Annotated in this window: 14 protein-coding genes; 5 read left to right on the forward strand and 9 right to left on the reverse strand. The window is 37.4% G+C overall.

What is annotated here, in order from left to right:
* Window positions 1–21: 21 nt before the first annotated feature.
* The 4 genes from D017_RS14865 to htpG form a co-directional block, all read right to left on the reverse strand.
* Complete coding sequence (locus D017_RS14865) at window positions 22–1,017, reverse strand: DUF3667 domain-containing protein (RefSeq protein ID WP_051583749.1); 996 nt, start codon at window positions 1,015–1,017, stop codon at window positions 22–24.
* A 4-nt stretch (window positions 1,018–1,021) separates the two neighbouring features.
* Window positions 1,022–1,795 carry a diadenylate cyclase gene (locus D017_RS00310; protein WP_035334025.1) on the reverse strand — a complete coding sequence of 258 codons (774 nt, stop codon included), beginning with the start codon at window positions 1,793–1,795 and terminating at the stop codon, window positions 1,022–1,024.
* Window positions 1,796–2,010: 215 nt separating this feature from the next.
* Complete coding sequence (locus D017_RS00315; protein ID WP_035334026.1) at window positions 2,011–2,568, reverse strand: thioredoxin family protein; 558 nt, start codon at window positions 2,566–2,568, stop codon at window positions 2,011–2,013.
* A 188-nt stretch (window positions 2,569–2,756) separates the two neighbouring features.
* Entirely contained in the window at window positions 2,757–4,646 is a 1,890-nt protein-coding gene (gene htpG, locus D017_RS00320) for a molecular chaperone HtpG (RefSeq protein ID WP_035334027.1), read from the reverse strand.
* A 125-nt stretch (window positions 4,647–4,771) separates the two neighbouring features.
* Here htpG and D017_RS15500 point away from each other — a divergent pair, with 125 nt between their 5' ends.
* Window positions 4,772–4,897, forward strand: a complete 126-nt coding sequence (locus D017_RS15500; protein WP_262485446.1) for a hypothetical protein — start codon at window positions 4,772–4,774, stop codon at window positions 4,895–4,897.
* On the opposite strand, the gene D017_RS00325 is transcribed toward D017_RS15500, so the two are convergent.
* From D017_RS00325 to dapF, 5 genes are all read right to left on the reverse strand, one after another.
* Window positions 4,894–5,553, reverse strand: a complete 660-nt coding sequence (locus D017_RS00325; RefSeq protein ID WP_035334029.1) for a hypothetical protein — start codon at window positions 5,551–5,553, stop codon at window positions 4,894–4,896. The genes D017_RS15500 and D017_RS00325 overlap by 4 nt on opposite strands.
* A 399-nt stretch (window positions 5,554–5,952) precedes the next feature.
* Window positions 5,953–6,603, reverse strand: a complete 651-nt coding sequence (locus tag D017_RS00335) for a hypothetical protein (RefSeq protein ID WP_035334031.1) — start codon at window positions 6,601–6,603, stop codon at window positions 5,953–5,955.
* Between the two features lie 246 nt (window positions 6,604–6,849).
* Window positions 6,850–7,893, reverse strand: a complete 1,044-nt coding sequence (gene mltG, locus D017_RS00340) for an endolytic transglycosylase MltG (RefSeq protein WP_035334032.1) — start codon at window positions 7,891–7,893, stop codon at window positions 6,850–6,852.
* Complete coding sequence (locus D017_RS00345; RefSeq protein ID WP_035337738.1) at window positions 7,894–8,436, reverse strand: GNAT family N-acetyltransferase; 543 nt, start codon at window positions 8,434–8,436, stop codon at window positions 7,894–7,896.
* Complete coding sequence (dapF, locus tag D017_RS00350; protein ID WP_035334033.1) at window positions 8,436–9,209, reverse strand: diaminopimelate epimerase; 774 nt, start codon at window positions 9,207–9,209, stop codon at window positions 8,436–8,438. The genes D017_RS00345 and dapF overlap by 1 nt, the downstream gene beginning before the upstream one ends.
* A 129-nt stretch (window positions 9,210–9,338) precedes the next feature.
* Here dapF and D017_RS00355 point away from each other — a divergent pair, with 129 nt between their 5' ends.
* The 4 genes from D017_RS00355 (at window position 9,339) to D017_RS00370 (ending at window position 13,726) form a co-directional block, all read left to right on the forward strand.
* Window positions 9,339–10,745: a trypsin-like peptidase domain-containing protein gene (locus tag D017_RS00355; RefSeq protein WP_035334035.1), complete on the forward strand. Its 1,407-nt coding sequence runs from the start codon at window positions 9,339–9,341 to the stop codon at window positions 10,743–10,745.
* A gap of 171 nt (window positions 10,746–10,916) precedes the next feature.
* Window positions 10,917–12,359, forward strand: a complete 1,443-nt coding sequence (locus D017_RS00360; RefSeq protein WP_035334036.1) for a glyceraldehyde-3-phosphate dehydrogenase — start codon at window positions 10,917–10,919, stop codon at window positions 12,357–12,359.
* Window positions 12,360–12,638: 279 nt separating this feature from the next.
* Complete coding sequence (locus D017_RS00365) at window positions 12,639–13,226, forward strand: hypothetical protein (protein WP_035334038.1); 588 nt, start codon at window positions 12,639–12,641, stop codon at window positions 13,224–13,226.
* 56 nt (window positions 13,227–13,282) lie between these two features.
* Complete coding sequence (locus D017_RS00370) at window positions 13,283–13,726, forward strand: GNAT family N-acetyltransferase (protein WP_035334040.1); 444 nt, start codon at window positions 13,283–13,285, stop codon at window positions 13,724–13,726.
* Window positions 13,727–13,737: the final 11 nt, after the last annotated feature.

Raw genomic sequence — 13,737 nt, forward strand, 5'->3', positions numbered from 1 at the left:
TTGGTTTTAATATTCAAGAGATTAATTGAGCGTATCTTTTACGATTTGCACAGCTGCTTTGATACTATCTACACGTATAGAGTCCTTTGCTTTTACAGCGGCTTCTCGAGCTGCTCTGGTTAACTCTGATTGCTGTTTTACATTTGCTACAAACTCGTCAAGCATACCTGTAGCATACATAATCCCGCCCACAGCACTCATAAAAAAGCATGATAGTGGTAATAGTATGGCTAGAAATAGTATAGTTTTAAGTATAGCCTTTTCTATTGTTAAGTCAAATATTCTATAGAGTACATAAATCGTATAAATTACAGGAAATACAGTAGTCACTACTCCTAAAATCACCTGCGCCATATCTGACCAGATGAAGAGCATACCAAGCACAGACATTAAAATCTGAACCTGAGAATAGGTGTATAAATAGATGACAATATGCTCTATAAAATTATACTGCTTATAGTTCCAAAAAACCAGTTTTGAAATCACAGCATACAGCGGAATACATAGAAAACTAAAGAGACTTTGATAATCAAACACAAAGTCCATGTAATCATTCAATATTGTAGTATCAGAAGATTTGAATCCGCTAGCAAATCCATTTGAAAACTCAGAGAAACTTTCAGAATCAATAAACCAATTTCTAAAGAAAAAAGTATAGACACTCGTGATGGTAAGTGCTACAGCAAAATACCCAAATGCAGACATGTATCTTTTTCTAAGACCTTCTACATACCCATTAATCACATCTTCTGGTGCGGTAAATAATACAATAAAGGTTTTTAAGAATACATTCTCAATATTGAGAAAACGCTCTGTGAAGTCCTCTAGAAGATTACGGGTATTGAGCCTATTATACATGCGCTTTGCCCCACAATGAGAACAGAATCGCTGGTCTAGTTGTACTGGGGTTCCGCAGTTTTTACAGTGATCAGAAACTACGAGGACATCTCTCCTTTGTTTAGCAGGCTTACTACTCTTTTTATCTATTTTACTATTATCTGATGGTTTCTTAGACATAGCGTTACATCAATTCTTCTTCTAGTAAAATACGCAACTCATCTATGGTATCAAAGAGTACAAACTCACCATCCTTTATATAGTTAATAGCACCACTCTCTTCACTTACCACTAGGGCAAGTGCGTCTGTCTTTTCTGTAATTCCTACTGCAGCACGATGCCTAAGTCCAAAGCGTAAAGGAATATTACGTTCTTGAGTTACGGGTAAAATAACACGTGTTGCTGTTATTTTATTATCCTCAATAATCATTGCACCATCGTGTAACGTAGAGTTCTTATAAAAAACACTTTCTATAATAGGTCTGTTTACCTCAATCTCCATACGGTCTCCCGTATCTTTTACAAATTCTAGACTTGTTGCTCTCCTTATTATGATAAGTGCACCTGTCTTGGTGTTACTCATATTCTCACAAGCTCCTAGAATTGCATGAATATCTAAATTAAGAACACCTTCTTTTTTTGAAAAATTAAAATTCTTAAAGAGTCCGCCCTTGGTGAGGTTTGTGCTTCCTATGAGTAATAAAAACTTTCTGATTTCTTGCTGGAAGACTACAATGAGCGCAAACATACCCACACCTATAAACTGCCCTAGTATAGTACTAAGCATTTCCATTTTGAGAAGTACTGTGAGCTGCCAAATAAGGTAAATCACCACAATACCTATAAAGATATTTATAGCAACTGTTCCCTTAACGAGCCTGTATAAGTAAAACATCAAAGTAGCAACGAGCAAAATGTCGATACCGTCTAAGATGCGCAGATTTTCTAAAATTTCCAATAGTCTAGGATTTACGTAAAAATAGCAGAAAAAGGGAGAGCAAAAAATCTAGCACCTAAAAACTTAATTTTAAGTGGCACTACTTTGATTTTGCGGTCTTTACTTTCGGCTTACTTCTAGACTGCGACTCTAACGCTTGCTGATATTTAAGAATTTTAAAAGATAAATTTATTGAGTCACGCTTTCGCGAAAGCGTACTCATCCCACTACACTATTTATGATTTCCACTTGATGTTACAACCCATGCTTGGCTTTTGGAGTGTAGACTGTGGCTTACTATTAAAAATGTTATCTAGCGCCTCTCTAAGGTCACGTCCATTTACAGGAATTCCATTACCCGGACGACTATTATCTAGCTGACCGCGATACACCAACTTGTCATTAGGCCCAAAAACAAAGAAATCTGGCGTGCAGGCGGCGTCATAATTTTTTGCCACTTCTTGAGTCTCATCAAGTAGATAAGGAAAAGTAAAGCTGTTTTTACGAGCATTTTGCCACATCATCTCTGGCCCGTCTTGAGGATATGCAACTATATCATTGCTGCTTATCGCCACAAAACCAAAACCGAGCACTCGGTAATCGTTTGCTATACGCACAATCTCATCAATTACGTGCACTACAAAAGGACAGTGATTGCATATGAACATCACCACAGTACCACGTTCTCCTTTAATATCATGATAACTACACAGCTGATTTGTAACTGTATCTACAAGTTGGAATTCTGGGGCTTTTGTGCCCAGCTCGAGCATATTAGAAGGAGTAAGTGACATAATCTTTATTGTTTATTAATTGTAGTTGTTTGCACAGTAGCGAGCGAAGTTATTACCCTACTATCTCATAAGACGGTAAGCTACTTAAAAAGTTACGCTTTTATAAAATCAAAAAGCCACTTTCCATAAATGAAAAGTGGCTTTTATAAAATTTACTTCTTACTAGATATAAAAAATATCGAGTATAATTATTTAATCATCTCGTAAGAACGCTTGATAAAGCTAGTAAGCTCCTCTCCTTTAAGGAGGTTTTGAGAAAGCTTTGCTAGATCAAATGATTGTGTGATTAAACGCTTTTTAGCCTCATCTGTATCTGCATTGAGTATCTCTGTAACCAGCTCGTGGTTACCATTTACTACTAGGTTGTACATCTCTGGCATATTACCAAACATATTCATACCTCCGCCACCACCGGCTTGTTGCATCTCCTTCATACGGCGCATAAACTCTGGCTGTGTGATGATAAATGGTGCAGCATTACTATCCATCGCTTCTACTTGCACCGTGTAAGACGTGTTTGCAATAGCATCTGTAATAGCTGTTTTTACAGTCTCCTTCTCGTCGTCAGAGAGTTTTGAGATTTGCTCTTCGTCCTTTTTAATAAGGTTATCTATATGATCACCATCTACACGTACAAAAGTTACGTTTTCTTTACTAGTCTCTAGCTTCTGGATTAAGTGAGATACAATAGGAGAATCTAGTAATAATACTTCATATCCTTTGTCTTTTGCGCTCTGTATGTATGAGTGCTGTGCATCTGTATCACTTGCATAAAGTACAACAGTCTTCCCGTCTTTATCTACTTGGTTTTCTTTGATTTTTGCTTCAAGCTCTTCCCAAGTAAAGAATGTATTATCTACGGTAGGGTATAGTGCAAACTTGTCTGCCTTCTCAAAGAACTTATCTTCAGATAACATCCCGTACTCTATAACGAGTTTGATGTCATTCCATTTCTTTTCAAAATCTTCTCTATCGTTATTAAAGAGTGACTTAAGCTTATCTGCCACCTTACGAGAGATGTAACCAGAAATTTTCTTTACTGCTCCATCTGCCTGTAAGTAACTACGAGATACGTTAAGTGGGATGTCTGGAGAATCTATCACACCACGTAGCATCGTTAAGAATTCTGGTACAATACCTTCTACATTATCAGTTACAAAAACTTGGTTTTGATATAACTGTATGCGATCCTTCTGCATGTTCATATCCTGTCCTAACTTAGGGAAGTATAAAATTCCTGTTAGGTTAAAAGGATAATCTACATTAAGGTGTATATTAAATAACGGCTCGTCAAAGTTTGAAGGATACAGCTCTTGATAGAAGTTTTTATAATCTTCCTCTTCAAGATCTGCTGGTTGCTTTGTCCAGGCTGGGTTAGGGTTGTTTATAATATTATCAACCTCTTGTGTAGGAGCTGGATCTTCTTCCTTTGCATCTTCTGGCTTAGGAAGCGTCTCTGTTTTCATACCAAACTTAATTGGCACTGGCATAAACTTGTTGTACTTAGAAAGCAGTCCCGCGATGCGTCCTTCTTCAAGAAACTCTGTACTATCTTCTGCGATGTGTAAGATAATCTCTGTACCGCGCTCTGTCTTATCTGCCGCTTCTAGTGTAAAGTTAGGACTACCATCACACGTCCAGTGTGCTGCTGGCTCATCTTTATGTGACTTTGTAATAATCTCTACCTTCTCTGCCACCATAAATGCCGAGTAAAAACCAAGACCAAAGTGCCCTATGATTCCTGTATCCTTAGCACCATCTTCATACTTGTTTAAAAACTCTTCTGCTCCAGAAAATGCAAGTTGGTTAATATACTTCTCAACCTCTTCTTGCGTCATCCCTAGACCTTGATCTATAATATGAAGCTTCTTCCCTTCCTTGTCTATTTTTACTTCTATCTGAGGATTTCCATACTCAGCTGTAGACTCACCTATAGAGGTAAGGTGTTTTAACTTAAGGGTTGCATCTGTTGCGTTTGAGATAAGCTCACGTAAGAAAATCTCGTGATCACTATATAAGAACTTCTTAATAAGCGGAAAGATATTCTCTACCGATACATTAATTTTTCCTGTTGACATGTTATATGTGTTTTGATTTGTAATAATTGTTCTTCGCTTAAAGCGAAAAAAGTACCACAACGACATAAGTGACAAACTGACATTTTGCAATCTTCTAAAGGTAGCAGGATACTTTAAATATCGGCATGCTCATCGAGAGTGACAGACTTACTGGTGTGGGTAATTACGCTTTCGCGAAAGCGTATAAAAAAACATCCAGCATCTATACGATACTGGATGTCTTATATTATTATCTAAGCTATACCTTTTAAAGACTAGCTGTTGATTTATTAATGGACGGGTATTTTACTGCTTTTACATTAGACACATCATAACCAGAAAATCGCTTCATATAGCTACGTATGTTAGTACCAAAGGCATCTGCAAAACCAATTTCTCCACCAGATCTTAAAAACTTCTTTACACTACCAGGTCCAGCAAGGTGAGCTGCGGCAAGTATTCCAGACTCCGTCACTCGTACACCTGCAATCCAGCGTCCTTCAAAACGCTTAATATCACGTCTAAGAACCCATTTATTACGGGAAGCATTCAATAAAAAGGCCTGTTCTTGAAGTAGCGGATCTGCTAAAAATTCAGATCCATCTGTAATACCAAGAAGGTCAAGCGTAGATGCACCAAACTGGTATTTACCCAAATAACCAAAACGGTTAATTGTTAAGTAATCACCTCTCGATTCTTTAAAAGCAAGTGCTTCTTTAAAACCTGTGTAATTTTTTCTAGTAAGTGGTGTAGGATTAAAAACAAATGAAACTTCTTCAGTTTCATCAGGAAGGGCAACACTATAATCTAGAGATGCTCCATCTGTAGCGTAGTGAGTAAAATCATATGTTTCTTCAGATGCTGGGGAAAACATCAGAATACCTAACATAAAAGGTAATACAGTAACTTTAGTCAAGTTTCTTAACATAGGGTCGCTTTTCGATCGCCAAAAGGTTATAATTAAAACCTTTCTTAAAGTGCTCTCTATTTCGGCGCGCAAAAATACAACTATCTTGAGTAATGGACAAGCCTCAGCGGCAAACCACCCAAAAGCACTCTTCCGTGCTCATTTACTTGTATTTACGAGATTATTAACACCTCTCACAACACCTAATAGACTTAAAAACGCTCTCCTCTCTACAATCAATCCCACTCCAAAACGTCAATTTACACCAATAGACGATACAATAACGGTGCAAAAGTAGACCAGAAAACTTCCTCCATAACAAGACATAACACTATTTTAACATAAGGCATTCCACTATAAAGACTCTTAAATAAAGAGCAATAAAAAACCCAGACCTATTAGTGTCTGGGTTTTTAGTAATTATAAAGTAGCCTTTGCCGACGCATTTGCGGGGATAATTGATGTATCAAAGTTGCCAAAACGACTTAGATAAGATGTGAGAGGTACATTATTTGCATCTGCAAATACATCCTCACCACCAGAGTCAAGAAATTTCTTAACGTTTCCAGCTCCGCATAAATGTGCCGCAGCTATGAGACCGCTTTCGGTAACTTTATGACCTCCTATTGTTTTACCATCAAAGGCAGTGATATACTCACGTAAAACATATTTATTCCTTGCAACAAGCGCATCAAATGCACTTTCTTGCATGGCTGGAGAATTCATAAAATCTCTTGCACTGTCTACACCTACCCACTTAAGAGTAGATTGACCAAACTGGTATCTGCCTTTATAACCAAGTCTGTTTACTGCAAAATAATTACCACTGGACTCACTAAAAGCTAAAGCTTCTTTAAAGCCTATATACGATGTTCCCAAAACAGGACTATTAAATCCTCCTGGAAAATCGGGTACAAATGATTCAAGCGTAGGAGTTACAAAAGTATCTGCCTGGTTTTTGAACCACATTGCGGCTATCGCATTGCCATTATCATCTTTTACAATGAAGCCTGTAGATATTATAAATAACACAGGTAGCAATACTACTAATAGTAAATAACGTCTCTTCATATAATGAATCGAATTAAAGTTTACAATTACCGACCACTTAGTGTGATCTAATCTTTAGTAATTCTCATAAGAGCTTGCAAGCACGGCTTGCCATTATTCTATTGTAATTAAAAGAACATATTCCTGTAACAGGAATTTTCTGTTAACCGCGCTTCTATGAGAATCACGGTAACAACTTCAATATAAGGAGGTTTAGTGTGTTAGAAATATCATTTAATACCCGTTAACATGAAAGTTAACAAGGACTTAACGATTGATGCCTTTATTGTTGATCCAGCGTCTATATGCAGCGCTATTTGCATTGTGCTGTGATAGCGTCTTAGCAAACTTGTGATATCCAAAGTTCTTTACATCTGCTACAAAATAGTAGTAGTCATGCTTTTCTGGATTGAGCACAGCTTGAATAGCTGTGACATCTGGCATAAATATAGGTCCTGGAGGAATACCTCTGTTTCTATAAGTGTTATATGGAGAGTCTACTTCTAGATCTTTATAAAGCACACGCTTTATGACCATATCCCAATCATTCTTTTCCTTTTTTACAGCATAGATAACCGTAGGGTCTGCATCTAGTTTAATGCCTTTTTTAAGTCTATTAAGGTAAACTCCTGCCACTCTTGGTCTCTCGTCAGTTTTGGCAGTTTCCTTTTGCACAATGGCTGCTATCGAGTATACTTCTTGAGGTGTAAGGTTAAGCGCTTCGGCTTTGGCCAATCTGGTGGCGTTCCAGAATTTTTTATACTCACTGAGCATTCTTGCTCTAAAATCCTCTGCACTTGTGTTCCAGAAAAACTCGTAGCTATTAGGGATATACATAGTGAGTGCAGTGTCATTATTAAAGTCATGTTCTCTCAAGAAGTTTGTATCTAGCATTGCCGTAATAAGCGATGTACTGTCTGCTTCTATTTGGGTTGCTACCCTGCCCGCCATATCTTGTAAACGTTCTTGATTATTAAAAGCGACTTTTACAGGTGTATTTTTAATACGGATGGTATTAATAATCTCATTATTACTCATCCCTTTCTTTATAATGTAATGACCAGGTCTCACATTATCATTATATCCTTTCTTTTCGGCTACAGTAATAAAGGAATCCTCGTCTTTTAAAAGCGGCGAGAGATCTGCAACCACATCATTAAAAGCAGATCCTGTTGCAATGTATAAATGCGCGCGATCATTATTAAACGCAGTGTTGTCAGAAAAAATAGAAGTGTATACTGTGTAAGCAAATACGCCTCCTATAACAATGCCTATGGCAACTATAAGTAGTAAAATCTTTTTAATGTACATCTAGAATATGTGTTGGTATAGTAATTCGTTTATATATGATTCTTTTCCTGTAGTGAGACTGCGTTTACGTCTCCACTGTTTTTTAATGCCTATTAACTCAAAACCTGCTTTTTCAAATAGTGAGATACTTGCCTTATTATCCTCTTCTATATTAGCATACAGTTGGTGTAAATTAAGATGTGTATTGCAGTAATTTTTGAGAAGACTTATACTCTCTGTGGCATAGCCTTTTCTTTTGTCTTCTTCGCCAGCAATTACAATACCTATACCTGCTCTTAAATTATGTGGATCAAAATCAAATACATCAATAAGACCTACAAAACTGTGCGAAATACTATCACATATTACTAAACGCAGTTGACGTACGTCAAAGATATCACGGTGGCTATTTGCTAAGTATTCTTTAAGCACGTATTTAGAAAATGGAACGAGCGTCTCTCCCACACTCCATAAACTTTCATCATTTTCCACACGATACACGTGATCAATATCTTCTGGTTCAAGTGCTCTTAAATAGCAATGGGTGCCTTGTAATGTTTTCATTACCATTCCCCTTTAAAGACAAAGGTTGCAGGACCTATTAAGTAGATATTAGAATACCCATCATTAGTTTTCTCAAACTGTACAGACAGTTTCCCACCTTGTACATCTAGCGCTACTTTATTGCTAGTGGTTAAGCCATTTGTATGTGCTGCGATTGCAACAGCTGTTACTCCTGTCCCACAGCTCAACGTTTCATCCTCTACTCCACGCTCATAGGTGCGCACTGCAAAATGAGCATTATCTAATTGCTGTACAAAGTTTATATTACTTCCCGCTTCACCATATAAACTACCGTAACGCAATGCTGCTCCTTCAGCTTTTACGTTTACTTTTTCTACATCATCTACCATTGCAATATGATGTGGAGAGCCTGTGTCAAGAAATGTGTAAGCAGCTTCTTTCTTAATTTGAGATACATCCTGCATCTTCAGCTGCACGATATCACCTTCTATGCTTGCCTCGTGTAAACCATCTATCGCTTCAAAGGTTGCCTTGTTTTCGATGATAGATAACGCTTTCGCGAAAGCTACCAAGCAGCGTCCACCATTACCACACATGCTACTTTCATTACCATCTGCATTATAGTACACCATTCTAAAATCTGCCGAAGGATGATTTTCTAACAGCATTAATCCATCTGCTCCTATGCCAAACTTTCTGTCACAGAGCTTTGAGATGAGTTTGGTATCATCTTTGGGAAAGTATTGAGTACGGTTATCTATGATTACAAAATCATTACCAGTACCTTGATATTTTGAAAATGGGATTGTCATTTTTAATGCTTTATTACGACAAAAATAGCAAATCTCGATTTCGTTTCTCGTGTTAAATGGCAGTTAAATAGAAACCGTAGAAATACTAAATTTTTAATTTTAACGATTATTGATTAAATGCAACGGACTATGAAAAAAATCGCAGGAACACTTTTAATCGCCGTACTAGCAGGCGCAATAACGCTAGGATCATATAAACTTTTTATTGAGGAGCCAGTACAAGTAGCTTCTTACCCTACCCAGATAGATAATACACCTACCTATAAACCGGTCAATTATGAAGCACTCACTGCTGCTGCAAGTGGTGTAGACTTTACAGAAGCTGCCGAAAGAACGGTAAACGGAGTTGTACACGTTAAAAACGTGCAAGAATATAGACAGCCTCGTAATATGATGGAATATCTGAGAGGAGGCGGCCAGGCAAACAAAGGCATTGTAGGTGCAGGTAGTGGAGTTATCATCTCTGGCGACGGCTTTATAATCACAAACAACCACGTGATAGATGGCGCTACAGAAGTAGAAGTCACTTTAAACAACAACAAAACCTTCATGGCAGAAGTGGTAGGTAAAGACGCAAAGGCAGACATCGCAATATTAAAAATAGATGCTGGTGAGGAACTGCCATATATTCCCTTTGGCGATAGTGACGGCACAAAAGTAGGAGAATGGGTACTTGCCGTAGGTAATCCATTTAATTTAACCTCTACAGTAACCGCAGGGATTGTATCTGCAAAAGCTCGTGATATAGATGAACGCGATGCAAACTACCAGTCTTTTATACAAACAGATGCAGCTATTAACCCTGGTAATAGCGGTGGAGCTTTGGTGAACATCTTTGGTGAGTTAATTGGTATCAACACTGCGATCACCTCACAAACGGGATCTTACGTAGGATACGCATTTGCAGTACCTTCAAACAACGCTCGTAAGATCATGGAAGACATCATGCAGTTTGGTTCTGTACAAAAAGGAATCTTAGGAGTAAGTGGTGGTACACTCACTGCAGAAATTGCCGAAGCAGAAAACCTAAAAACTGCCGAAGGTTTTTATGTAGCTGGTGTAGAGTTTGAAAGTGGCGCAGAAAAAGCAGGATTAAAGACTGGAGATATCATTAAGAAATTAGACAATATTAATATTACAAAATTTTCAGATCTTACTGGATATATCAATTCAAAGCGACCTGATGATGTTGTACAAGTTGAAATATTAAGAGACGATACTAAAATGACATTACCTGTCAAATTAATAAAGTCAATCACTTTTGATATCGAACGACTAGGCATACAAGTTAAAAATGCTTCACCAAAAGATCTTGCAAAGTATAAAGCCAAAAATGGCGTAGTAATAAGCCAGACGCTCACAGAAGCTATGAAACGTTATAGAATTGAAGGTCTCGTAATCTCAGAGATAGATGACGTGATGGTAAACTCTATTGATGATGTAAAAAACATTTTTAAGAACAAAAGTGTAAATGAGCCTGTAAGTATCGTTTTTGTAGATCGAAAAGGAGAACGCAACCGTTTTATCTTCGATTAATCAATACTCACATAAAAGCGAATAACCCTTCCATACTGGAGGGGTTATTTTTTTACATTAAATTCAATCACGAAATCGTTTGCGTACCCACTTAAAATATATACTTTTGCCGAAAATTTAAGTGAATTTACATTTTCGTAAAACCAAAACAAACCTTTTAACTACATCGTAATGAGTCAATCAGAAACGTACGAAAAAGAACTATCCTTTCAAGCAGATCGCCGTAGAGCAACTGTAGAGTTTATTAAAATTGCTAGTGATTTATGGTACGACAACGCCATAGAACTTGTAGTATTTAGAAATCAAGTAATGGATCGCAACGTGAGTCAGATTCTAGATTTACATGAGTATGCAGGTGCCTTTGTAGGGAAGCCTATCTCCATTTTTGATAGTGTTGAAATTGCAGAAGCAATCAAGCAACTTAACCTTCCTCCATCTAAGTTAGATATAGGTAAACTTACTTATGAGTATCACCTAGAGGATAATGCAAATGCAACTAGTTTTGTAGCGCAGCGCTTAAAGCCTGCCGAAAATGTAACTCCTATCGAGCCTAAGGATGTTGTTCTTTACGGTTTTGGACGCATAGGTCGTCTTGTTGCAAGAGAGTTAATGACTCGCACTGGTAAAGGTAGTCAGCTACGTCTTAGAGCTGTAGTTACCCGTGGTGTTGTAGATCAAACTGTTCTTGAAAAAAGAGCAAGTCTTCTTAAAAGTGACTCTGTACATGGTGACTTTACTGGAACTGTGTCTATAGATGTAGAAAACAAAGCACTTATTATTAATGGTACTACGGTAAACTTCATTAGTGCAAATGCACCAGAAGATATCGACTATACTGTCTATGGGATAAACGATGCGCTGGTTATTGATAATACTGGAGCCTTCCGTGATAAAGAACAGTTAAGTAGACATTTAGTAAGCAAAGGAGCTGCTAAAGTACTTCTTACTGCTCCTGGAAAAGGGATTCCTAACATTGTACACGGTGTAAACCACCTAGAGAATAACCCAGATGAAATCAATATTTTCTCTGCGGCTTCTTGTACTACAAATGCTATCACTCCTATTCTTAAAGCGATTGATGACACATTAGGTGTACAAACTGGACACCTAGAGACAATACACGCATATACTAACGATCAGAATCTAGTTGATAACATGCACAGCAAGTACCGTAGAGGTCGTGCTGCTGCACTTAACATGGTTATTACAGAAACTGGTGCTGGAGCTGCAGTAAGTAAAGCGCTTCCACATTTTGAAGGGAAACTTACTTCAAATGCGATACGCGTTCCTGTGCCTAACGGTTCGCTTGCGATACTTAATCTAGAACTGAATAAGAAAACAAGCATAAAGGGAATCAACACGCTTCTTAAAAAATATGCGCTTGAAGGAGCTCTTGTAGAGCAAATCAAGTATTCTATTGATAACGAACTCGTATCTAGCGACATCATAGGATCATCTGCTCCTAGTATTTATGACAGTAATGCTACAATAGTCCGTAAGGACGGTAAAAACGTTGTGCTTTACGTTTGGTATGATAACGAGTATGGGTATAGCCATCAAGTTATTCGCCTTGCCAAGTACATTGCAAAGGTGCGCAGATTTACATATTACTAGGATTATACTTGTAGGTGTTACGCTTTCGCGAAAGCGTGATGTAAACACAAGATAGTTTACTAGTAAGTAATCTTGAGAATACACATAAAGCCACCTCCCGAGGTGGCTTTATCATTAAAATAACTAACGCCAAAATGCCTTGCAAAAAGTTAAAGTGATTAAGATGATTCTTAATTTCTAATAAAAAAGTCCAAAAGCTATAATTTGACGTATTTTTGTAAACCGAGGCAAGCATTAAAGCTATATTTTAGCCGCAATTATATTTAAACAACAACCTATATGAGATTTTTTACCAAAGCACTTGCTTTTATATTCCTCCTGTCATTTTCTGTGTCACAGGCTCAAGATGCTACCAAAACAATAGACGAACAATTTACCGAAGTCATTGAAGGTTCAAATAACTACCAGCAATTTAAAGTTATTGAAAAGGTAAAAATGAATCGCTTGCAACAAAATGCAAAGGCACGTATTGATGTATTACAAACAGAGATAGAAAATCTAAAGTCTGAAATGAGTAAGCAGCAAACAGCTGCCTCAAAAGTAAGCGCCGACTTAGAAAAAATACAGCTCACGCTTGCAGAGACAGAAGAAGAAAAAGATTCTATAAACTTCTTTGGGATCCAGATGAGTAAAGGAAGTTACCAGACTATGATGTGGAGCATTATTGGTCTTTTATTACTTGGACTTGTATTTTTTATATACAAGTTTAGAAGTAGTAACGTTCTTACTAAAGAGGCACAACACAAGCTTGATGAAACAGAAGTTGAGTTTGATGAGTACCGTCGTAAGGCACTTGAAAAAGAACAAAAATTAGGACGCCAGCTTCAAGACGAGCGCAACAAAGCACTTAAGTCTGCAAAAGGATAGTCTGCTTATTTTTAAGAAAATCAAAAAATCTGTACTTTGTAGTACAGATTTTTTTTATGCATATACGCAAAGCAACTTTACAAGATTTAGATATCATAACGCCACTGTTTGACGGGTATAGACTATTCTATAGGCAAGCTTCAAACCTGGAAGGAGCAAGCGTATTTTTGAAAGAAAGGCTTACCTATAATGAGAGCACTATTTTCATAGCCTTTTATGACAGAGAAGAAACGGAAGCCGTAGGATTTACTCAACTTTATCCGCTTTTCTCATCAGTGAGTATGGAGCGAATGATGCTGCTTAATGATTTATATATATCTCCTGCGCACCGTGGAAAAGGTATAGGTACATTACTCATAAACAGTGCAAAAGAACTATGTATATCATTAAAGCAAAAAGGCATCGTTTTACAAACAGAGACTACAAACCCTGCTCAACAACTTTATGAGCGCCTAGGATTTAATAAAGACCCCGATTTACATTACTTTTGGGCTCGCTAGTATAATACCCC

It is taken from the genome of Dokdonia sp. PRO95, from assembly GCF_000355805.1.
In the GTDB taxonomy this organism is placed as follows: domain Bacteria; phylum Bacteroidota; class Bacteroidia; order Flavobacteriales; family Flavobacteriaceae; genus Dokdonia.

What these genes read in the sequence shown, in the direction of transcription:
- D017_RS00315 (WP_035334026.1), bottom strand. Translation starts at nt 2,568, where the DNA reads ATGTCACTTACTCCTTCTAATATGCTCGAGCTGGGCACAAAAGCCCCA.
- D017_RS00360 (WP_035334036.1), top strand. Translation starts at nt 10,917, where the DNA reads ATGAGTCAATCAGAAACGTACGAAAAAGAACTATCCTTTCAAGCAGAT.
- htpG (WP_035334027.1), bottom strand. Translation starts at nt 4,646, where the DNA reads ATGTCAACAGGAAAAATTAATGTATCGGTAGAGAATATCTTTCCGCTT.
- dapF (WP_035334033.1), bottom strand. Translation starts at nt 9,209, where the DNA reads ATGACAATCCCATTTTCAAAATATCAAGGTACTGGTAATGATTTTGTA.
- D017_RS00355 (WP_035334035.1), top strand. Translation starts at nt 9,339, where the DNA reads ATGAAAAAAATCGCAGGAACACTTTTAATCGCCGTACTAGCAGGCGCA.
- D017_RS00365 (WP_035334038.1), top strand. Translation starts at nt 12,639, where the DNA reads ATGAGATTTTTTACCAAAGCACTTGCTTTTATATTCCTCCTGTCATTT.
- mltG (WP_035334032.1), bottom strand. Translation starts at nt 7,893, where the DNA reads ATGTACATTAAAAAGATTTTACTACTTATAGTTGCCATAGGCATTGTT.
- D017_RS00335 (WP_035334031.1), bottom strand. Translation starts at nt 6,603, where the DNA reads ATGAAGAGACGTTATTTACTATTAGTAGTATTGCTACCTGTGTTATTT.
- D017_RS00370 (WP_035334040.1), top strand. Translation starts at nt 13,283, where the DNA reads ATGCATATACGCAAAGCAACTTTACAAGATTTAGATATCATAACGCCA.
- D017_RS15500 (WP_262485446.1), top strand. Translation starts at nt 4,772, where the DNA reads ATGCTCATCGAGAGTGACAGACTTACTGGTGTGGGTAATTACGCTTTC.
- D017_RS00325 (WP_035334029.1), bottom strand. Translation starts at nt 5,553, where the DNA reads ATGTTAAGAAACTTGACTAAAGTTACTGTATTACCTTTTATGTTAGGT.
- D017_RS00345 (WP_035337738.1), bottom strand. Translation starts at nt 8,436, where the DNA reads ATGAAAACATTACAAGGCACCCATTGCTATTTAAGAGCACTTGAACCA.
- D017_RS14865 (WP_051583749.1), bottom strand. Translation starts at nt 1,017, where the DNA reads ATGTCTAAGAAACCATCAGATAATAGTAAAATAGATAAAAAGAGTAGT.